The organism is Amycolatopsis jiangsuensis (assembly GCF_014204865.1).
Classification (GTDB): Bacteria; Actinomycetota; Actinomycetes; order Mycobacteriales; family Pseudonocardiaceae; genus Amycolatopsis; species Amycolatopsis jiangsuensis.
On record NZ_JACHMG010000001.1, the window covers coordinates 6,110,529 to 6,130,106 of the forward strand.

The 19,578-nt window shown below is 70.4% G+C and carries 19 protein-coding genes; 9 read left to right on the forward strand and 10 right to left on the reverse strand.

All coding sequences use genetic code 11. The annotated features are described in order from the left end of the window. Positions 1-57: 57 nt before the first annotated feature. Positions 58-924: a LysR family transcriptional regulator gene (locus BJY18_RS27775; RefSeq protein ID WP_184782871.1), complete on the reverse strand. Its 867-nt coding sequence runs from the start codon at positions 922-924 to the stop codon at positions 58-60. A gap of 146 nt (positions 925-1,070) precedes the next feature. On the opposite strand from BJY18_RS27775, the gene BJY18_RS27780 reads away from it, so the two are divergent. From BJY18_RS27780 to BJY18_RS27810, 7 genes are all read left to right on the forward strand, one after another. Further along, the gene (locus tag BJY18_RS27780) at positions 1,071-2,120 is read left to right on the forward strand and encodes an LLM class F420-dependent oxidoreductase (RefSeq protein ID WP_184782872.1); all 1,050 of its coding nucleotides are present in this window, start codon (positions 1,071-1,073) and stop codon (positions 2,118-2,120) included. Positions 2,121-3,193: 1,073 nt separating this feature from the next. Then, positions 3,194-4,378 (forward strand): CaiB/BaiF CoA transferase family protein, encoded by a 1,185-nt coding sequence (locus tag BJY18_RS27785; protein WP_184782873.1) that lies wholly within the window; start codon positions 3,194-3,196, stop codon positions 4,376-4,378. 3 nt (positions 4,379-4,381) lie between these two features. Beyond that, positions 4,382-5,554 carry an acyl-CoA dehydrogenase family protein gene (locus BJY18_RS27790; protein WP_184782874.1) on the forward strand — a complete coding sequence of 391 codons (1,173 nt, stop codon included), beginning with the start codon at positions 4,382-4,384 and terminating at the stop codon, positions 5,552-5,554. A 15-nt stretch (positions 5,555-5,569) separates the two neighbouring features. Beyond that, positions 5,570-6,733 (forward strand): acyl-CoA dehydrogenase family protein, encoded by a 1,164-nt coding sequence (locus BJY18_RS27795; protein WP_184782875.1) that lies wholly within the window; start codon positions 5,570-5,572, stop codon positions 6,731-6,733. An 18-nt stretch (positions 6,734-6,751) separates the two neighbouring features. Further along, on the forward strand, positions 6,752-7,612 hold the full coding sequence (locus BJY18_RS27800) for a 3-hydroxyacyl-CoA dehydrogenase NAD-binding domain-containing protein (RefSeq protein WP_184782876.1): 861 nt from the start codon (positions 6,752-6,754) through the stop codon (positions 7,610-7,612). Further along, positions 7,609-9,090 carry a CoA transferase gene (locus tag BJY18_RS27805; protein ID WP_184782877.1) on the forward strand — a complete coding sequence of 494 codons (1,482 nt, stop codon included), beginning with the start codon at positions 7,609-7,611 and terminating at the stop codon, positions 9,088-9,090. Before BJY18_RS27800 ends, BJY18_RS27805 begins: the two co-directional genes overlap by 4 nt. Positions 9,091-9,092: 2 nt before the next feature. Further along, entirely contained in the window at positions 9,093-9,977 is an 885-nt protein-coding gene (locus BJY18_RS27810; protein ID WP_184782878.1) for an SMP-30/gluconolactonase/LRE family protein, read from the forward strand. A 7-nt stretch (positions 9,978-9,984) separates the two neighbouring features. On the opposite strand, the gene BJY18_RS27815 is transcribed toward BJY18_RS27810, so the two are convergent. From BJY18_RS27815 to BJY18_RS27820, 3 genes are all read right to left on the reverse strand, one after another. Continuing rightward, a complete protein-coding gene (locus BJY18_RS27815) occupies positions 9,985-10,566 on the reverse strand; it encodes a hypothetical protein (RefSeq protein ID WP_184782879.1) in 582 nt (193 codons plus the stop codon). Positions 10,567-10,735: 169 nt separating this feature from the next. Further along, a complete protein-coding gene (locus tag BJY18_RS37535; protein WP_281393710.1) occupies positions 10,736-10,864 on the reverse strand; it encodes a hypothetical protein in 129 nt (42 codons plus the stop codon). Then, positions 10,861-11,649 carry an SDR family NAD(P)-dependent oxidoreductase gene (locus tag BJY18_RS27820; protein WP_184782880.1) on the reverse strand — a complete coding sequence of 263 codons (789 nt, stop codon included), beginning with the start codon at positions 11,647-11,649 and terminating at the stop codon, positions 10,861-10,863. The genes BJY18_RS37535 and BJY18_RS27820 overlap by 4 nt, the downstream gene beginning before the upstream one ends. 121 nt (positions 11,650-11,770) lie before the next feature. Here BJY18_RS27820 and BJY18_RS27825 point away from each other — a divergent pair, with 121 nt between their 5' ends. Together BJY18_RS27825 and BJY18_RS27830 are read left to right on the forward strand one after the other, a co-directional pair. Next, on the forward strand, positions 11,771-12,391 hold the full coding sequence (locus BJY18_RS27825) for a TetR/AcrR family transcriptional regulator (RefSeq protein WP_184782881.1): 621 nt from the start codon (positions 11,771-11,773) through the stop codon (positions 12,389-12,391). Positions 12,392-12,567: 176 nt separating this feature from the next. Then, the gene (locus BJY18_RS27830) at positions 12,568-13,368 is read left to right on the forward strand and encodes a S1 family peptidase (protein WP_184782882.1); all 801 of its coding nucleotides are present in this window, start codon (positions 12,568-12,570) and stop codon (positions 13,366-13,368) included. Between the two features lie 294 nt (positions 13,369-13,662). Here BJY18_RS27830 and BJY18_RS27835 read toward each other — a convergent pair whose 3' ends face one another. The 6 genes from BJY18_RS27835 to BJY18_RS27860 all read right to left on the reverse strand — a co-directional run bounded on the left by BJY18_RS27835 (position 13,663) and on the right by BJY18_RS27860 (position 19,538). After that, complete coding sequence (locus tag BJY18_RS27835) at positions 13,663-14,634, reverse strand: zinc-binding dehydrogenase (RefSeq protein WP_184782883.1); 972 nt, start codon at positions 14,632-14,634, stop codon at positions 13,663-13,665. Next, positions 14,631-15,944 carry an MFS transporter gene (locus BJY18_RS27840; RefSeq protein ID WP_184782884.1) on the reverse strand — a complete coding sequence of 438 codons (1,314 nt, stop codon included), beginning with the start codon at positions 15,942-15,944 and terminating at the stop codon, positions 14,631-14,633. Before BJY18_RS27840 ends, BJY18_RS27835 begins: the two co-directional genes overlap by 4 nt. Positions 15,945-15,961: 17 nt before the next feature. Further along, entirely contained in the window at positions 15,962-16,579 is a 618-nt protein-coding gene (gene eda / locus BJY18_RS27845; protein WP_184782885.1) for a bifunctional 4-hydroxy-2-oxoglutarate aldolase/2-dehydro-3-deoxy-phosphogluconate aldolase, read from the reverse strand. Next, positions 16,566-17,900 carry a mannitol dehydrogenase family protein gene (locus BJY18_RS27850; RefSeq protein ID WP_184782886.1) on the reverse strand — a complete coding sequence of 445 codons (1,335 nt, stop codon included), beginning with the start codon at positions 17,898-17,900 and terminating at the stop codon, positions 16,566-16,568. The genes eda and BJY18_RS27850 overlap by 14 nt, the downstream gene beginning before the upstream one ends. Before the next feature lie 112 nt (positions 17,901-18,012). Next, a complete protein-coding gene (manD, locus tag BJY18_RS27855) occupies positions 18,013-19,227 on the reverse strand; it encodes a D-mannonate dehydratase ManD (RefSeq protein WP_184782887.1) in 1,215 nt (404 codons plus the stop codon). Beyond that, a complete protein-coding gene (locus tag BJY18_RS27860; RefSeq protein WP_184782888.1) occupies positions 19,224-19,538 on the reverse strand; it encodes a hypothetical protein in 315 nt (104 codons plus the stop codon). Before BJY18_RS27860 ends, manD begins: the two co-directional genes overlap by 4 nt. Positions 19,539-19,578 lie beyond the last annotated feature (40 nt).

The following is a 19,578-nucleotide window of genomic DNA, read 5'->3' on the forward strand; positions in this document are numbered from 1 at the left end:
GTAGGCGATGTACAGTGGAGTTGACAAGTGCGAGCTGGATGTAAAGACACGATCGGCTCAGCGGGCGTGCCGCAGGACCTCCGCCACCGGGTCCATCGCGGACTGTGCGGTGCGGCGGATCAGGAACGTGGTCAGCGTCGCGGTGAGGTCCTCGATCGGCAGCACCGCGCATTCGGCCGGGTCGAGAGCCAGTACGGTGGTCGACTCCACCGGCGCGAGCGCGAAACTCTTCGTGCTGTGCAGGAAGATCAGCAGGCCGCTGATGTCGGAGAACTGCGCGTCCGGGTCGACCAGCACGCCGTGGCCTGCCAGCTGCTCGGCCCGGCGTGCACCGAGGTCCCAGTGTCGTGGCCCCTGCAGGTACTGGTAACCGCGCAGGTCGGCCAGGGTCAGCGAGGTGCGGTCGGGGAACCGGGAACGGTCCACGACCGCGCCGAGCGGTTCGCGGTAGAGCACGATCGTGGAGAGCCGGTCGTCGCTGGTGCCCAGGTGCGAGATCGCGAGATCGAGCGAATTGCTCAGCAGCGCCGACTCCATCTCCAGCGACGGCATCTGCCGCAGGCTGAATCGGTAGCCCTCCTCCAGTGACCGGATCGATTCGCTGAGCCGGCGCCGGTGGGCCGGGTTCAGCACGTCGGGCACGGCGAGGCGCACGTCGGTCCGCCGGTCCCGGGAGTGGATCCGCCCGGGGATGGCGTCGAACCCGGAGACCACCTTTTCCGCGAGCGGCAGCAGTGCCTCGCCGGCCGCGGACAGCCGCGTGTGGTGTGTGGACCGGTCGAACAGCGGCTCCCCGAGTTCCCGTTCCAGGTCCCGGATGCGCTGGCTGAGCGGGGGTACGGACATGTGCAGCGACCGCGCCGCGCGGGTGAAGTTGAGCTCACGCGCGACCGCGAGGAAGTACCGCAGGTGGTGGATCTCCACTTCAGGCAGTTTAGGGGCCGGCCCGGCCTGGCGGGGTCCGGCTCCGTGCCGGGCGCGGGCGCCGTGGACGGGAACTGCCCCTACCTCACCCCTGAACCACCCAATTCTCCTGTGGTCCGTCAATTACCAACGGTAACGTCGATCGAATGAGAATCGGACTGAACATCGGGTACGGAGGCGTGGGAAACGATTCGGCGAACCTCGAACTCGTGCAGGAAGCCGACCGGATCGGATTTTCCGTGGTGTGGGTGGCCGAGGCCTATGGGGCGGATGCCGCGACCGTACTGGCCTGGCTCGCCGCCCGGACCGAACGCGTGGACCTGGGCAGTGCCATTCTGCAGATCCCGGCGCGCAGCCCGACGATGACGGCGATGACCGCCGCGACCCTGGACACCCTTTCCGGTGGCCGGTTCCGGCTCGGGCTCGGGGTTTCCGGACCGCAGGTTTCCGAAGGCTGGTACGGCGTGCCGTTCGCGAAACCGCTGGAACGTACCCGTGAATATGTGGAAATCGTCGGCAAGACGTTACGCTATGAGCGAGTACGGCACGACGGTCCGCATTTCCGTTTGCCGATTCCTGGCGGCCCTGGAAAGGCTCTGTCGTTGACCGTTCCGCCGGTACGCGAGCGCATTCCGCTGTACCTCGCCTCGCTCGGCCCGAAGAACCTGGAACTCACCGGTGAGATCGCGGACGGCTGGCTCGGTCTGTTCTTCTCCCCGGAACACAGTGGCGATTCGCTGGCGCGGATCCGGGCCGGTCGCGCGAAAATCGGCGCGAGCCTCGACGGTTTCGACGTCGTGACCACCGTTCCGCTCGCCGTCGGTGACGACTGGCGCGCCGCGGCCGAGCACGTGCGGCCCTACGTCGCGGGGTTCGTCGGCGGAGCGGGCAGCCGTGAGCACAACTTCTACCGCGACCTCGTCGCCCGGATGGGCTACGAGGCGGCCGCCGACGAGGTGCGGCAGCGATACCTGACCATGGACTACGACGGCGCCATGGCGGCGATCCCGGCGGAGTTCCTGGACGCGACCTCCCTGGTCGGCCCGAAGGAGCGGATCGCCGACCGGATGCGTGCCCTCGCCGCGGCCGGGGTCACCACACTGGCGGTGTCGCCCGCCCACCCGGACCCGGCAGCGAACAAAGCCGCACTGCACTGCGCGGCGGAAGCACTCGACCTATCCGGCGTCGGCGACTGATCCGACTGGAGTCGGTGGGTGGTCCGGCTGGTGTCGGTGGGTGACCCCGCCGGGGTCGGTGGGTGATCTAGCCGGCATCGCTGACTAAACCCGCCGTCGGGATCGCCGCCTGACCCGGCTGGAGTCGGCAACTGACCCGGCTGGAGTCGGTGACCGGCTTGGCCGACATCGGTGGGTGATCTGGCCCGCATCACTGACGGACCCCGCCGCCGGGATCGCCGGCTGACCCAGCCGGCACAGGGGCCTTCCCACCGCGTACCGGCCGTGCCGCAACCACTCCCGGCGGCCACCTCTCCCCGTCGCGCACCCACTTCCCGTCGCGAATGGCCCCATCGTGACTGCCCACCCGGTCGTGACCGGCCCCGTCGTGACCGCCTACCCGGTTGTGGCCGGCCCCGTCGCGACCGCCGGCCCCCGTCGTGACCGGCCCAATTGCGACCGCTTGCCCGGTCGTGACCGGCCCCGCCGTGACTGCCTACCGGTTGTGGCTGGCCCCGCCGTGACTGCCTACCGGTTGTGACCGGCCCCATCGTGACTGCCCACCCGGTCGTGACCGGCCCCGTCGCGACCGCCGACCCGCGTCGTGACCGGCCCAATTGCGACCGCTTGCCCGGTCGTGACCGGCCCTGCCGTGACTGCCTACCCGGTTGTGACCGGCCCTGCCGTGACTGCCTACCCGGTTGTGACCGGCCCCGTCGTGACCGCCTGCCCGGTTGTGACCGGCCCCGTCGTGACCGCCTGCCCGGTTGTGACCGGCCCCGTCGTGACCGCCTGCCCGGTTGTGACCGGCCCCGTCGTGACCGCCTGCCCGGTTGTGACCGGCCCCGTCGTGACCACCCGCCCCGTCGTGACCGGCCCCGTCACGACCGCCCACCTTCGTCGCGACCGACCCCATCGCGACCACCCGCCGGCTCCGCCGCGACCCTGCCCCACCGCTTACCGGCCCCTCCAACAACCCCCCGGCGGTGTTATCACCGTGGTCACACCGCTCTGAGGAACTCGGTCATTCCCTTGCCCGCCAGGGCTCAATAGCGTCGATGGCGAAGCGTTGATCGACACCGGGAAGGATCACGATGACCTCGTCCGACGGTTCCGCCGGTCCGCTCGCCGGAGTGCGGGTGGTCGACCTCTCCTCCGCGGTGATGGGCCCGTACGCGACCCAGATCCTCGGCGATTTCGGCGCCGAGGTGATCCGGGTGGAGCCGCTGCGGGACGTCGCCCGCGTCTCGCCGGCCGGCGTCGGGCGCAGCGCCGGGATGGCCCCGCTGTACCTGCAGGTCAACCGGAACAAGCGCAGTGTGAGCCTCGATCTGAAGGACGAGGCGGGCCGGGATGACCTGCTGGCCCTGCTCGAGGACGCCGACGTGTTCGTGACGAACATGCGTGCCGCCGCGCTGGACCGGCTCGGGCTCGGCTACGACGACCTGCGTGAACGGTTCCCGCGGCTGGTCTACGCACACGCGCAGGGCTTCGCGGTCGGCTCGTCGCGGGCCGGGCGGCCCGCCTACGACGAGGTGATCCAGGCTGCCTCCGGCCTGGTCAGCCTGCAGGACCGGGCCGGCGGCACCCTGCAGTTCGTTCCCACCTACATCGCGGACAAGACCGCCGCGCTGTACCTGCTCAACGGCGTCCTCGCGGCGTTGTTCGACCAGCAGCGCACCGGATCGGGCCAGCGCGTCGAGCTGGCGATGGCGGACGCGATGATCGCGGTCAACCTGGTCGAGCACCTGGCCGGTGACGTCTTCGTGCCCGCTGCCGGCGACGTGGGCAACCCGCTGTCGCTGAGCGCCACGCACGCGGCCATGCGCACGGCCGACGGCGGCGCGATCTCCGCGGTGCCCTACACCAACGCCGCGGTCCGCACGTTGCTGACCGGCGCCGGGCTCACCGACGACGCCGCCGATCCGGCCTGGGACTCACCGGTGATCGACCGGGAGATCTTCACCGCCGGGGTGGAGAAGGTCCTCGCGAACTCCGAGAACCGCACGACCGCGGAATGGGAGGACTTCCTCACCCAGCACGACGTGCCCTACGCGGTCGTCGTCGACATCGCGGATCTGCCCGCCGACCCTTATGTTCGGGAGGTCGGGTTGATCACCGAGCGGGAGCACCCGACCGAGGGCACCATCCGCGTCGTGGAGAACCCGTTGCACTTCTCGCGGACCCCTGCCGGGTTCCGCGGGCACGCCGAACGGGCCGGGGCGAGCACCGCCGAGGTGCTCGCGCAGGCCGGCCGACCGTCGCCGGAAGGGAACTGACACATGGATCTGGAACTCTCGAAAGAGGACCTCGCGTTCCGCGACGGGCTGCGGGAGGTGTTCCTCGGCGCGGTTCCCGAGGACGTCCGGCGGCGCACCGCGCTGGGGGAGACCACCCGCGAGGACATCGTCACGAGCCAGCGCATCCTCAACGAGCACGGGCTCGCCGTCCCGCACTGGCCGCAGGAGTGGGGTGGCCGCGGCTGGAGCCCGACCCAGTCGCACCTGTACTCCTCGGAGCTGCAGCGGGCGGGCGTACCGCAGCCGCTGGCGTTCAACGTGAGCATGGTCGGCCCGATCATCGCCGAGTTCGGCAGCGAGGAGCAGAAGCGCACGTTCCTCCCCGCCACGGCGAACCTCGACATCTGGTGGTCGCAGGGCTTTTCCGAGCCGGAAGCGGGTTCGGACCTCGCCGGGCTGCGCACCACCGCCCGCCGCGACGGTGACCAGTACGTGCTCAACGGCCAGAAGACCTGGACCACCCTCGGCCAGTACGGCGACTGGATGTTCGTGCTCGCGCGCACCGACCCGGACGCGCCGCGCAAGCAGCAGGGCCTGTCGTTCCTGCTGCTGGACCTGAACACGCCGGGCATCGAGCGGCGGCCGATCAAGCTGATCGACGGCAGCGCCGAGGTCAACGAGTTCTTCTTCGACGAGGTGCGGATCCCGGCGGAGAACCTGGTCGGTGAGGAGAACAAGGGCTGGAGCTACGCGAAGTTCCTGCTCGGCAACGAACGGAACGGAATCGCCCAGGTCGGCACCGGGCAGCGGATCTACGCCGATCTCGCCGCCGCGTCCGGCGCGATCCCGACCGAGGACGGCCTGCTCGGCCACGACCCGCAGTTCCGCACCGCGCTGCACACCGCCAAGACCACCCTGCTCGCGCTCGAGGCCACCCAGCTGCGGGTGACCGCCGCGTCCGAGAACGGCAAGGCCAGCCCGGTGTCGTCGCTGCTGAAGATGGAGGGCACGCAGGCACTGCAGGAGCTGATCAAGCTCCGGATGCGCGCGGCCGGTTCGGACGGCATGCTGACCGGCACCGGGGAACAGGTGCGGGCAGGCGACGCGGCGTCGGTGGCCGCGACGCAGTACCTCAACCAGCGCAAGCTGTCGATCTTCGGCGGCTCCAACGAAATCCAGCGCGGCGTCATCGCCAAGACGATCCTCGGCCTGTAAGGAGCACCGGCAACCATGAACCTCGAACTGAACGAAGATCAGCGGCTGCTCTTCGAGACCGTGGACCAGGCGGTCGGCCGGGGCTACGCGAACGGCGGGCGGGCGGGCGCCACGGGCACCGAACTCGGCTGGTCCGACCAGGTGTGGCAGACCCTCGGCGAACTGGGCCTGACCGGGCTGACCGTGTCCGCCGACCACGACGGTGCCGGCGCCGGACCGGTCGAGGTGTACGCGAGCCTGGAGGCGATGGGCAAGCACGCGGCCGCCGAACCGCTGCTCGACGGCGTTTTCCTGCCGTCATGGCTGATCGCCGGGCTGGGCACGGACGACCAGGTCAAGCAGCTGCTGCCGGTGCTGGCCGCGGGCGGCGCCACGATCGCGGTCGCGCACGCCGAGCCGGGCCGCCCGTGGGGCCTGGCCCCGACGGTGACCGCGGCCGCGGACGGCTCCCTCACCGGGGTGAAATCGCCCGTCCGCGGTGCCGACCAGGCCGACAAGTTCCTGGTGACCGCGGTCGACGACGCTGGTGAAACCGGCGTTTACCTGGTCGAGGCGACCGCGGAGGGCATCACCCGCGCCGACGGCCGGGCCGCCGACTGGGGCCACACCTCGCAGGTCGAGTTCGTCGGCACGCCCGCGACTCGTTTGGGCAGCGCGGAAGCGGACGCGGCCGCCGCACTGCGCAGCGCGTTCGCCCGGGCTCGCGTCGCGGTGACCGGCGAGGCGATCGGCCTGATGGAGACCGGTCTCGCGATGACCGTCGAATACCTCAAGACCCGCAAGCAGTTCGGCGTCCCGCTGGCCACGTTCCAGGTGCTGGTGCACCGCGCGGTCGACGTCTACGCGCGCGTCGAGCTGGCCCGGTCGATGGCGTTGTGGGCCACCGCCGCGGTCGAGGCGCACGACAACGGCGGCGAGGTCGACCTGGCCGCCACGGCCGACGACGCGTTCGTGTTCGTGTGCGACGCGGCCACTGCGGTCGCCGAGGAGATCATCCAGCTGCACGGCGGGATCGGCATGACCTACGAATCCGAGGTCGCGCACCACGCCGCCCGGTTGATCGCCATCACCGAGAGTTTCGGCGGCGTGAGTTCGGCGCGCCGCCGGGCCGTCGCGTCGGAGTCGCTGCTGCGGGCGCCGAGTGCGCTGCTCAACAACGCCGACGCGGTCACTGCGTAAACCAGGGAGGCGGGAGCAATGCCGGTCGTCGCGATCGTCGGCGCGGGAGTCATCGGAGTGTCCTGGGCCCGCCTGTTCGCCGGGGCGGGCTGGCAGGTCCGGGTCAGCGATCCGCGACCGGACCTGCCCGACATCGTCGGGCAGCAGCTGGCCGGGCTGCCGGTGACCGCGGTCGCCGACCTCGCGGCGGCCGCCGGGGGCGCGGACTTCGTGCAGGAGTCGGGTCCCGAGCGGATCGAGCTGAAGCACGAGATATTCGCGACGCTGGCCGCGCACACCCGCGACGACGTCGTGCTGGCGTCGTCCTCGTCGTCGCTGCTGCCCACCGCGATCGCGGAGGGCAACGCGGCGGCGTCCCGCATCGTCATCGGGCACCCGTTCAATCCGCCCGAGCTGATGCCGCTGGTGGAGGTGGTCCCGGGCGAGCGGACCGCGCCGGAAACGGTGTCGCGCGCGGTCGAGGTCTATCGCGCGCTGGGCAAGAAGCCGATCACGTTGAAGAAGGAAGTGCCCGGTTTCGTCGGCAACCGGCTGCAGCGCGTGGTCAACGACCAGGCGATGTATCTGGTGCAGCAGGGCGTGATCGAGGCGGCGGATCTCGACGAGCTGGTCAAGGCGTCCCTCGGGCTGCGGTGGGCGACGATCGGGCCGTTCGAGAGCATGCACCTCGGCGGCGGCCCGGACGGGATGCGCCATCTGGTGAGTCATGTCGGTTCGCAGATGACCTTCGAAACCGGCAGTCCGGACCGGGAAAACCTCGGCGAAGTGCTCGGTGCGGTCGAAGCCGCCTACGGCACCGGAACCGAGGCCTACCAGCAGCGGTCCGGCGAACGCGACCGCAGGACCCGCGCCGTGCTGGACGCGCTGGAGTCGGAATGAACCTGACCGGAAAGCTCGAAGCCGCGCTCGCGAAGCCCGCGGCCACCGACGACTACGACCTGCACGTCCCGCTGGCCGAACTGCTCGGCGCGGTCGGGCTCAGCGAGGCCGACGCCGGTGGTGCGGTCTCGTTCACCGGCGCCGATCCGGTGTTGCCCGGCGCGCTGCGGCTGGCCGGCGGGACGTCGATCGCCCTGGCCGCCAAATCCGTCGCGGTGGCCAAGATCTGGCAGCTGCGCGGGGGACGCGGGCAGGACATCTCGATGGACCTGCGGGTCGCTCCGCACCGGCTGTGCCCGTTCTACGACAAGAAGTGGGAGCTGCTGGACGGCTATCCGCCCGGTGATCCCGCCCGGGTCACCCAGGCGTTCGGCACGGACCGGTTCTACGAGACCTCCGACGGCCGGTGGGTGCACCCGATCAGCCCGTATCCCAAGCTGCGCAACGATGCGGCGGCACTGCTGGGTGTACCGGAACGCGACGACGCGGCGCGGCAGGCCATCGCCCGCTGGAACTCCTTCGAACTCGAGGAGGCCGCCGAGGCCGCGGGCGTGATCATGCCCGTGGTCCGGACCACTGAGGAGCTGATCGCGACCGCGCAGTACCAGCAGGTGCTGTCGGCGATGCCGCCGGTCGTGGTCGAGAAGATCGGGGACAGCGACCCGGAACCCTTGCCCGGCGGCGTGCGCGCGCCGCTGGAGGGCATTCGCGCACTGGGCCGGGCGCACATCATCGCGGGTGCCGGCTGCGGGCGGGCGCTGGCGTTGCACGGCGCGGACGTACTGAACGTGTGGGACCCGAACGAATACGAGCTGCCGCTGCTCTACTCGACGTCCAATGTGGGCGTTCGCTCGACGCGGCTCGACCTCAGTCGCCCCGAGGACCAGCAGACCATGCGGCACCTGCTGTCCGGTGCGGACGTCTTCTACGCCAACCGGCGCCCGGGTTACCTCGCGCGGCGCGGGCTCGACGTCTCGGCCGCGGCCGAGGCCCGGCCCGGGATCGTCCACGCCACGGTGACCTTGAACGGGGACACCGGGCCATGGGCCGGGCGGGTCGGTTTCGACCAGACGGCGGGCTGCCTGGCCGGGGTGATGCTGCTGGAAGGGGAGAACGGCGTTCCGTCGCTGCCGGCGGTTCCGGTGGTCAACGACTACGTCACGTCGTGGTTCCTGGAGCTGGGCATCCTGCGTGCGTTGATGCTGCGGGCCACCGACGGCGGCTCCTACCGGGTCACCGTCTCGCTCACCCGGGTCGCGTTGTGGTTGCTGAGCCTGGGAATTCTCGACCGTGACTACGCCGCGGAGGTGGCCGGGCGGACTCCCGGACACGAGTACCTGGATCCGCAGACCTTCACCGCGGACACCGCGCTCGGCCGCTACCAGGGCGTCACCGAGCAGATCCGGATGTCGGAAACCCCCGGCCACTACACGAATCCACTGATTCCGCGCGGCTCGCACCGTCCGGAGTGGAGGTAATGGTGTTCCGCGAACTGGCAGTGCTGAGCATTCGCGAGGGAAAGATCCTGCGCGTCGACGTGACCGACGGCCACGTCTCGACGATCTACGATCGAGCCGGTCCCACTCCCGACGGTGTGGTACTGGTGGACGACACCCTTTACTGGACGACCATGGGAGCGCCCACTTTCGACCCGGCACGTCCGTCCTCTTCGGACCCGTTGTTCTCCGGTGCCGATGGTGGCCTGCACGCGGTCCGCCTGGACGGCACCGGCGCCCGCGATCTCCTCGACCGCGGCGTCATCACCACCGGAAAACAACTGGCCTACCAAGGGCTCCTGTACTGGGGCGATCGCGAGGGCTGCCGCGTCTCCCGGGCGCGCACGGACGGGTCCGAGCTGACCGATCTCGTCGTGAACGACCCGGACGACACCGGGACGCAGGAATGCGTGGGCGTCGCGGTCGACTCCGAACACCTGTACTGGACCCAGAAAGGCCCCGCGAAGGGTGGCCTGGGCCGGATCCTGCGCGCCGGGCTGGATCTCCTGCCGGGCGAGACCGCCGCGCACCGCGGCGACATCGAAACCCTGTGGGACCGCCTGCCCGAGCCGATCGACCTGGAACTGCACGGCCCGTACCTCTACTGGACCGACCGAGGCGCCGAACCGCGAGGCAACACCCTCAACCGCGCCCCGATACCGCGTCCCGGCGAACAGCCCGCCGAACCGGAAATCCTGGCGGGCGGCTTCACCGAGACGATCGGCCTCGCCGTGGACGACGACGTGGCCTACGTCTCCGACCTCGGCGGCCGCCTCACGGCCGTCCCCCTCCCGGAATCCGCCGGCGGCCCACCCCGGGTGATCGCCGAACTGGGACAACGACTGTCGGGCATCGCGGGGATCGGCTGATTCGGTATTACTTGTTCCAGACCAGCACCTTGCTGGTGACGGTGTTACCGCTCACTCCCAGCACCTCGATGCGGAAAATCCGGCCCTCGGCGGTTTTTCCGCATACGATGTTGCCCTTGACCAGCTCACCGGTACGGGAGTCGCCACGCTCGGCCACCGCCGAGGCGCATTCGTCCTTGCCCGGAAGCGAGTCGGTCTGCCATTCCGCCAGCTTCGCCGCCTCGCCGTACGCCACGAGGTCCAGGTAGAAAGGGGCGATGTACTTCTCCGCCAGATAGATCGGCTTCTTGAAATCGAGGTTGTACCTGCCCCACTCGATGTCCTCGGACGAATAGACTCCGGGATCGGCGTTCACCGGGCTGGTCGAGCTGGGCGTGATGGCGGCCGATGACGGCGCGGCCGCGGTGACAGTGACAGTCGCCGGTGGCGGTGTCACCGTGGCTGGCGTGGCCGGTTGTGCTTGCGGAGCACTCGACCGGCCGATGAAGATTCCGGCTACAGCCGTGATCAGCGCGGCAACGGCGGCGATCCACTTGTGGCCTTCGCCCCACCAGCTTTTTTTCGCTGGTTGTTCCTCGTTCTCGCTCATCTGACGCCCTCCCCTGGGTCAGTCTTGGCGAAAACTGTAGAGCCAGCCGGTCAACCCGTGCCTGGGGGATCAGTTCCGGCCGGCTCGCCGCCCAGCGTCTGTGGGCTCGACCTGGACCTGCAGCCGGTTACCGGCTCCCGTTCTCTGCGGTGTGGTCAGCCCGTTGCGATCAGCGACGCCGGTTGCGGCGACTCCGCCGTGGCCGGCCGGAGGAGAGCACAGCGTCGATCAGGGTGAGCGCGCCCGCGTCGAGCAGCGTCTGGGTCGCGAGAGGACCCAGCTGGAGTGAGGCAGTCATGCGACCTTGAGTGAGCCGCCGTCCACTGTCCAGTTGGAGCCGATCGCGCTGGGCATCGTGGGGGAGGCCAGGAGCAGCACGGCGCGGGCGATCTCGGCCGGGTCGATCAGCGCGCTGGTCAGCATGCCGGCCTCCTTCGGCAGCACCGCCAGCAGTGTCTCGTGGTCGAGTCCCAGATGGGTCGCCAGTTCGGCGCCGAAACCGTCCTCGCCGGTGAGCATCGGGGTGTGGGTTCCGGACGGCGTGACGACGTTGACCCGGACGCCCGATTCCGCGACCTGCTCGGCCAAACCGCGGGAGAACGCGTTGAGTGCGGCCTTGGCGGCCGAGTAGGACAGCGGTGCCCCGCGCGGATCGCGGGCGTTCCGGGAGCTGATGTTGACCACCGCGCCGCGGGACCTGACCAGCGCGGGCAGCGCTGCCCTGGTCGTCTCGACGGCCGCGACGAGGTTCAGCGCCAAGGCACTCGCCCACGTCGCGGCGGTGCCACCGAAGGGATCGGCGAGCATTTCCGCGGACGCGGTACCGCCGCCGGCGTTGTTGACGACGGCGTCCAGGCGTGGGTCCAGTTCGAGCACCTTCTCGACCATCCGTCGCGGGCCGTCGGGTTCGGCGAGGTCGGCGGGGACGAACGTGGCCCCGGTGGCCTCGAGTTCGGGGGTCGTCCTCCGGGACACGGCGATGACCTCGGCGCCCTCGCCCTGGAAGGCCTGGACGATCGCCAGTCCGATTCCTCTGCTCGCCCCGGTGACGAGGACGCGTGTGCCGTCGAGTTCGAGATCCATGACTGCTCTCCTGTTCGCTCACGAGGTGGTTCCTCAACTGATACTCGCATGTATCATTTAAGTCAACAAGTGGTGCACCAATGCTCCAGCGATAGCATGGTCGCCGCCAGTGGGAGGTGGAATGACTGCCGAAGCGAAGCCGCGACGGGTGCGGGCGGACGCGGAACGCAGTGCGGCCCGCATCCTCGAGGCGGCGGAGGAAGTGCTCGCCGCGGACCCGAACGCGAGCCTCGAGCAGATCGCCGACGCCGCCGGGCTCACCCGCGTCACCGTGCACCGTCGGTTCAGCTCCCGGCAGGTGCTGCTGGAGGCCCTGAACGAGCGGTTCAACGAGCGGTACCTGCTGGCGCTGAAGCAGGCGCGGGTGGCGACGGCGCCGCCGCTGGCAGCACTGCACCGGGCGACCGAGATCGTTCTCGACTTCAAGCTCAGCCGGCGCGCCGCGCTCGTGCGGGTGTCCGATCCGCGGACCGGTGGCCCGATCCTCGCTCCTGAGGTGGTCGAAGGGATCGAACTGCTGTTCTCGCGGCTGCACGCGGCCGGCGTGATCACCGCCGCCGACCCGTCCTGGTGCAGTCAGGTGTATGTGGCGCTGCTGTGCGAGGTGGAACGGCGGCCCGTCGAGACGCTGGGTCTGAGCACGACGGACGATCCGATCGAAGAGGTGGGCGCGAGAACGGACCTGCTCACCCGTACCGTGCTCGGCGCCCTCGGCGGAAACGGCGACGCGCTCCTGCGGTGACAGCTCCGGCACCGGACGCGGCGACCCCACGCGGACGAATCATCATCGGACGGCCCGGCAGCGAGTAACCAACCAGATGCGGCTGATTCTCGGGTAGCGACTTACGTAGCTACCCGAGACCCGCTTTGTCCTGATCTGCTCGACAGTGCCCTCACTGGTCCCCGAAGGGAGATGTCATGCAGGTAGACCGTTCACTCATTCGGCGTACGACGTTGGCGCTGAGCGCCGCCGCGGCCGCGGGTGCGCTGGCGCTGGGCGGTGCCCCGGGCGCTTCCGCCGACAGCGGACCGCTGATCGTCGGCGGAACGCCCACCACGATCGAGGACTTCCCGTCCACGGTCATCTTCAACGTGGACGGTGCCCAGCACTGCGCCGGGACCCTGGTCGCGGCGAACAAGGTGCTGACCGCGGCGCACTGCACCGACGGCGTCCAGGTGTCCTCGATGGAGATCATCGCCGGCCAGACCAACTTCAGCGACACTTCCGGCGAGAAGGCGGGGGTGAGCGACGTCTGGCAGAACCCCGACTTCGACGGCAGCGGCATGCAGCACGACAACTCCGTGCTCACGCTGGACAAGGAGCTGTCCGCCAAGCCCGCGACGCTGGTGCAGTCGGCCGATGACCCGGCCTACCAGGCGGATGCCGAGCTGACCGTGGTCGGCTGGGGCGCGACCTCGGAAGGCGGTGACGTCTCCGATCAGCTGCAGAAGGTGACCGTCCCGGTCGTGGACAACGACAGCTGCGCCGAGTCGTACTCCTCGAGCGAGTACAGCTATGACAAGGCCTCGATGTTCTGCGCCGGCGTGCCCGAGGGTGGCAAGGACTCCTGCCAGGGCGACTCCGGTGGCCCGGCCTACGTCGACGGCAAGGTCGCCGGCATCGTGTCCTGGGGCAAGGGCTGCGCCGAAAAGGGCTACCCCGGCGTGTACACGAACGTGGGCAACGACTACTCGGTGCTCAGCCAGCAGATCGGCTGACGCGCACGTGGTTTCCCGTTCCCGGTGCCGCGGATCAGCGGCACCGGGAACGGCTGTCCGATCAGCGGGGCACCGGGCTCACCCCGTGCAGGGCCGCGAGAATGCGAACAACGGCGGCCGGGAGTGAACCGAACAGAAATGGCACGACCCGCTGACTCGCCCCGGATGCACGGTCACGTCATTGACTTCCACCGCCCCGCCCCAGTGGGTGATCGAAGCAGCAGCCGACACCACGACGGCGTAGCAGCCACCAGGTTGAAGAACTCCACTGTGGACAGTGTGCAGCAGACAAGACTAGAAGTCGATGAGCACCTTGAGCTGCGCCCGGTCGGTGAGCGCCGTCGTCAGCGCGGTCACGGCCTCGGCGAACGGAAACCGCGCCGTGACGAGCGCCGCCAGGTCCACCTGTCCGCTCGCGGCCAGCGCGATCGCCGTCGCAAACGCTCCCGGGCCGTACCGGAAGCAGCCACGCACGTCGAGTTCCTGGCGCTGTAGCAGCTGCAGCGGAAACGCCGGCGCGGGCTCACCCGGCACGCCCACCAGCACGAGCGTGCCGCCCGGCACCAGCGCCGCCGCGGCGGTCCGGATGGCCGCGGGCGCACCCGAGCAGTCGAAGGCCACGTCGCACGGCCCCGGTTCCCCGGTCGTGGCGCCCAGCGCGCCGGCGGCGGCGAGCCGCTGCGGCGAAACGTCCGTGACCACCACGTCCGCCGCGCCCTGAGCACGGGCGGCCTGCAGCACGAGCAGCCCGATCGGCCCCGCCCCGGTGACGAGCACCCGCCGTCCCGCGACCGGGCCACCGCGCCGCAACGCCCAGGTCGCCACCGCGAGCGGCTCGATCAACGGCGCCACCTCGTCGGACACCGCAGGGGGCAGCGGGTGCGCGAACTGCGCCGGCACCACCACACTCTCGCGGAGCAGACCGTGCGCAGGCGGCGAACCGAGGCAGGTGTGGTCCGGACAGACGTTGTAGTGGCCGGCCAGGCAGACCGGGCAGCGCAGGCACGGCGCCGCCGGCTCGATCGCCACGCGCTGCCCGGCCCGTTCCCCCTCGGTGATCACGCCGAACCCTTCGTGGCCCAGCACCGTCGGCGCCGTGACGACGGTGGCGCCGTTGCGCCCGTCGGCGAAATAGTGCAGGTCTGAACCGCACAAGCCGACGCCCCGCACCGCCACGCGCACCCGGCCGGGCACGAGGTCCTCCGGGGGTACCGAACCGAACCGGAGATCGCGGGCGCCGTGCAGCAGCACCGCCGCACCAGTCATGCCGCCACTACCCGTGCCTGGTGGGACACCGGAAGCGGCTCCACCTTGCGCAGGCCGAAGCCGTAGACGAGCGCGCCGACCACCGCGACCCCGCCGGAGACCAGCAGCGGCACCACGTACGACCCGCCGGCCAGCGACACCAGCGCGCCGGTGATCAGCGGGCCGCTGACCCCGGCGATGTTCGACGCGAAGTTCTGGATCCCGGCCAGCGAGGACACCTGGTGCGGGGTCGGCGCGACGTCCGCGGGCAGCGACGCGATCGACGCACCGGCGAACGCGAGGCTGGCGTAGCTCACCGACAACAGCGCCAACGCGACGCCGGCGCTGTCCACCAGCACCGCCGCGCCGATCACCGACGACAGCAGCAACCCGCCGACCAGGCACGTCTTGCGTGCGCGGGTCAGCGACCAGCCGCGGCGCAGCAGCGCGTCGGAGGAGTACCCGCCGAGCGCGGAGCCGGCGATCGCCACGAGACCGGGGATGGTGCCGAAGATCCCGAGCTTGAGCAGGTCGAAGCCGCGCTCCGAAACGAGGTAGCTGGGAAACCACGTGATGAAGAAGAACAGCACGTAGTTGAGGCAGAAGAAGCCGATCATCATCGCCCACACCGTGCGGTAGCGGAAGAGCGTTCGCCACCGCACCTTCGGACCGTGACCGGCCTCCGCCTCGGCGAAGCGGGCGCCACCCTCGACAAGCTTCGCGCGCTCCTCGGCGGTGAGTTTGGGGTGCTTGTCCGGGTCGCGGTAGGTGGTGAACCACAGCGCGACCCACAGCAACGCCAGCGCGCCGGTGAACGCGAACGCCCACCGCCAGCTCAGCGCCGCGACCAGCGCCGACACCAAGGGCAGCGCCAGCACGGCGCCGATCCGCGAACCGTTGTCCCACACGCTGTTCGCGAAGCTGCGCTCCGAGCGCGGGAACCAGTTGCTGACCACCTTCGCGCACCCGGGGTAGCCGACCGACTCGCCGAGCCCGAGCACCAACCGGGCACCGATGAGCAGCGTGCCGTTGCGGATGAGGCCGACGCTCATCGTCACCGCGCCCCACACGAACGCGCCGATGCCGAACACCCGCCGTACGCCGTGCTTGTCGATCAGCGCACCGGCGGGCAGCTGCGCCAGCGCGTAGGTGATGAAGAACGCGCTCAGCGCGAAGCCTTGCTCGCCGGGGGTGAGCTCGAGGTCTTCGGACATGAACGGCAGCGCCACGCTCAGCGTGGTGCGGTCGACGTAGTTGACGACGAACGACAGGCTGCACAACCCGGCCATGTACCAGCGCAGGTTGTGGCCCCAGGGGGACCTGGTGGGCATCGGAAACTCCGTTGTTCTCAATGGCTACTGACGAGTGCGGCCAATCGGGTGAGCTCCGCCCAGTCGCCGCGGGCGACGAGCGGCGCCGGGGTGAGCCGGCTGCCGCCGGCACACGGCACAGTGGACAGTGCGAGGTAGTCCGCGAGGTTGGCTGCGGTGATCCCGCCCGTCGGGCAGAACCGCACGTGCGGCAGCGGTCCCGCCAGCGCTCGCAGGAAAGCCGGGCCGCCGCCGGCTTCGGCCGGAAAGAACTTCAATTCGGTGAGCCCGCGCTCCAGCACGGCCAGCACCTCGCTCACCGTGGCGACGCCAGGCAGCACGGGCACGCCCTCGGCGAGCATCGCGTTCAGCAGCGTCGGCGGCGAACCGGGGGAGACGAGGAACCGCGCCCCCGCGGCGACGGCCCGTTCGGCCTGCGCCGGTGTCACGATCGTGCCGGCACCGACCACGATGTCCGGGACTTCGGCGGAGATCCGTTCGAGGCCGGCGAACGCCGCGGGCGTGCGCAGCGTCAGCTCGAGCGTGCGGAGTCCACCCGCCAGCAACGCTTTTGCCAGCGGCACGGCCTGTTCGGCGTCCTCGAGCACGACCACCGGGAGCACCGGGCCGAGCTCCATCAGCTCACCCGCGTCCATCGAGTACCTCCTGCAGGACGGCACGGGGGTCTTCCCTCGCGAGCCGGTGGTGGGCCGCGACGACCCGGGCGCGGAAGGCCGGGTCACCGGGGAAGATCACGTCGAGCGGCAACGCAGCCGCCCGCAGTTCCGTGGCCAGCGGATCCACCAGGTGCTCGGTGGTCTCGACGTGCCGCGTCCAGGCCGCGACCACGAACGGCAGCCAACGGGGTTCGCGTCCGGCGGCCCGCAGATCGGTGACGGTCTCGAGCAGCCGCGGACCGACCTTCTGCGAACCGTCGCTCGCGACCTGGGCGGTGGTGTGCCGCAACGCGCGGTTGGCGAACCGGGCGAGTGTGGTCCGGACGTACTCCTCGAAGTCCACTTCGGACGGTGGATCGAGCACTGGCAGCACATCGTCGGCGAGCATGGCCGTACACGCGTCGCGCAGCACCGGATCGTGCACGGCGTCGGCGATCGACTCGTGGCCCACCAGGAGCCCGAAGTAGGCGAGCATCGAGTGGCTGGCGTTCAGCACGCGCAGCTTGAGCCGTTCCCACGGCTCGACGTCCGCGGTCAGGACCGCACCGGCTTCGTCCCAGGCGGGCCGTCCGGTGGCGAAGGAATCCTCGATCACCCACTGGCTGAACGGTTCGGTCACCACCAGCGCGTCGTCGCGATAACCCAGCTCGTGTTCCGCTCCGGCGAGATCGGCGGTGGTGACAGCGGGCGCGATCCGGTCGACCATGGTGCCGGGGAACCGGACGTTGTCCTCGATCCAGCCGGCCAGCTCGGTCGACCCGGCCGCCTCGCAGAACTGCCGGACCAGCGTGCGCAGGAACTTCCCGTTGCCGGGCAGGTTGTCGCAGCAGACGACGGTGATCGGCGGGCCGGCAAGGCGGCGCCGGAGGCCGTGCACGAGCTGCCCGACGACGGTGACCGGCGCCTTGCCGGCCAGGTCGGCCGCGATCCCGGGATCGGCGAGGTCGAGTCGTCCGGTGGCGGGGTCGTGCCGGTATCCCTTCTCGGTCACGGTCAGCGTGACGACCCGGATCGCGGGCCGCGCCAGCAGATCCGGCACCTGCGCACCGGCTGCCACGCCGGCCAGTGCACCGACCACGCGGGGCGGGGCCGCCCCCTCGCCGCGCTCCACCACGGTGTACAGGTAGTTCTGCTTCGCCAGCACCGGGCGCATCCGGCTGCTCACCCCGACGATGCCCCACGTGTGGTCTCCGCTCGCGCGCATCGCGTCCTCGGTGTACACCGCCTGGTGCACGCGGTGGAAAGCACCGAGTCCGAAGTGGACGATGCCCGCGGCTACGGGCCGGAACGGGGCCTGCATCACGACCACGTTCCCGCGGACCTGCCCATGCGGGCCGGGACTTCGTCGCCGAACGGCGGGAGCGTCGAGAACTCCGCCAAGGGCTCACCGAGGAGCACCACGTCGTAGGGACTCACCAGTCGTGCACCGACCCGTCGCGGCGGCGGTTGACCGGAAGGTACTTGGGGTCGTACGGGAAATTCGCCGCGGCCGCCTCGTCGACCTCCACGCCCAGCCCCGGCAGCTCGCCCGGGTGCAGGTAGCCCTGCGACAACGTGTACGACGTGTGGAAGACCTCGCTCGCCGGTTCGGCGTGGCCCATGTACTCCTGGATCCCGAAGTTCGGCACCGAAAGGTCCACGTGCAACGCGGCCGAGAGCGAAACCGGCGACAGGTCACCCGCGCCGTGTGAACCGGTGCGCACGCCGTACAGCTCCGCGAGGGCGAAGATCCGGCGCAGGTGCGTGATGCCGCCCGCGTGCGAGACCGAAGTCCGGATGTAGTCGATCAGCCGCTCGGTGATCAGCTGACGGCAGTCCCAGACGGAGTTGAACACCTCGCCGACGGCCAGCGGCGTCGTGGTGTGCTGGCGTACGAGCCGAAACGCCTCCTGGTCCTCGGCCGGCGTCGGATCCTCGAGCCAGAACAGCCGGTGCGGCTCGAGATCGCGGCCCAGCCGTCCCGCTTCGGCCGGGCTGAGCCGGTGGTGCACGTCGTGCAGCAGGTGGAACCCGAACCCGAACCGCTCGCGCACCGCACCCAGCATCTCCGGCGCGAACCGCAGATAGGGCGCCGTGTCCCAGAGATCCTCGTGCGGGCGCGCGCCCGAGGCCGGCTCGTACACCGTCTGACCCGCACCCGGGATGCCGTAGGTCTTGTCCAGCCCCGGAACGCCGGACTGCGCGCGCACCGCGAGGTAACCCCGGTCGAGGTAGCGCGCGACGTCGTCGAGCAGCTCCGCCACGTCGCCGCCGCTGGCGTGCCCGTAGACCAGCACGCCGTCGCGGGCCGCGCCGCCGAGCAGCTGGTACACCGGCAGCCCGGCGAGCTTGCCCTTGATGTCCCACAGCGCGACGTCCACGGCGGCGATCGCGGTCATCGTCACCGGGCCGCGCCGCCAGTACGCGCCCTTGTACAGGTACTGCCACAGGTCCTCGATACGGTGCGCGTCGCGGCCGATCAGCAGCGGGCAGACGTGCTCACGCAGGTAGGCCGCCACGGCGAGCTCACGCCCGTTGAGGGTCGCGTCGCCCCAGCCGACGACACCTTCGTCGGTGGTCACCTTGAGCGTCACGTAGTTGCGGCCCGGCGCTGTGACGAGCACGTCGGCGGCGATGATCTTGGTCATGCAGGCTGTCCTTCGGTGGTGGTGCGGTCGGCCGGACGAGGCCAGTCGGCGTATCCCGTGCCCCCACGGCGGCGCGGCGCGATCCGGTGTCCGACGTGGCTCCGCCCGATGCCGCCGGCCGGGCGCGCCGCGTAGGTGGGGAACGCGGTGAGGGTGCCCGGCAGCGGACTCACCGAGGGAAAGAAAACCTTGTCGAACACGAGGGCCGAAGCCGTGCCGTAGCCGAAGAGATCGTCATGTCCGGCCACGGTCTCGATCGGCAAGGCGCCGACCCTCCGCGTCGGGGACGGTCGGCTGAGCTCGGTCGGCATCGACCCTCCTCGAACTCGCGGTCCTCACCATGGAAGCACT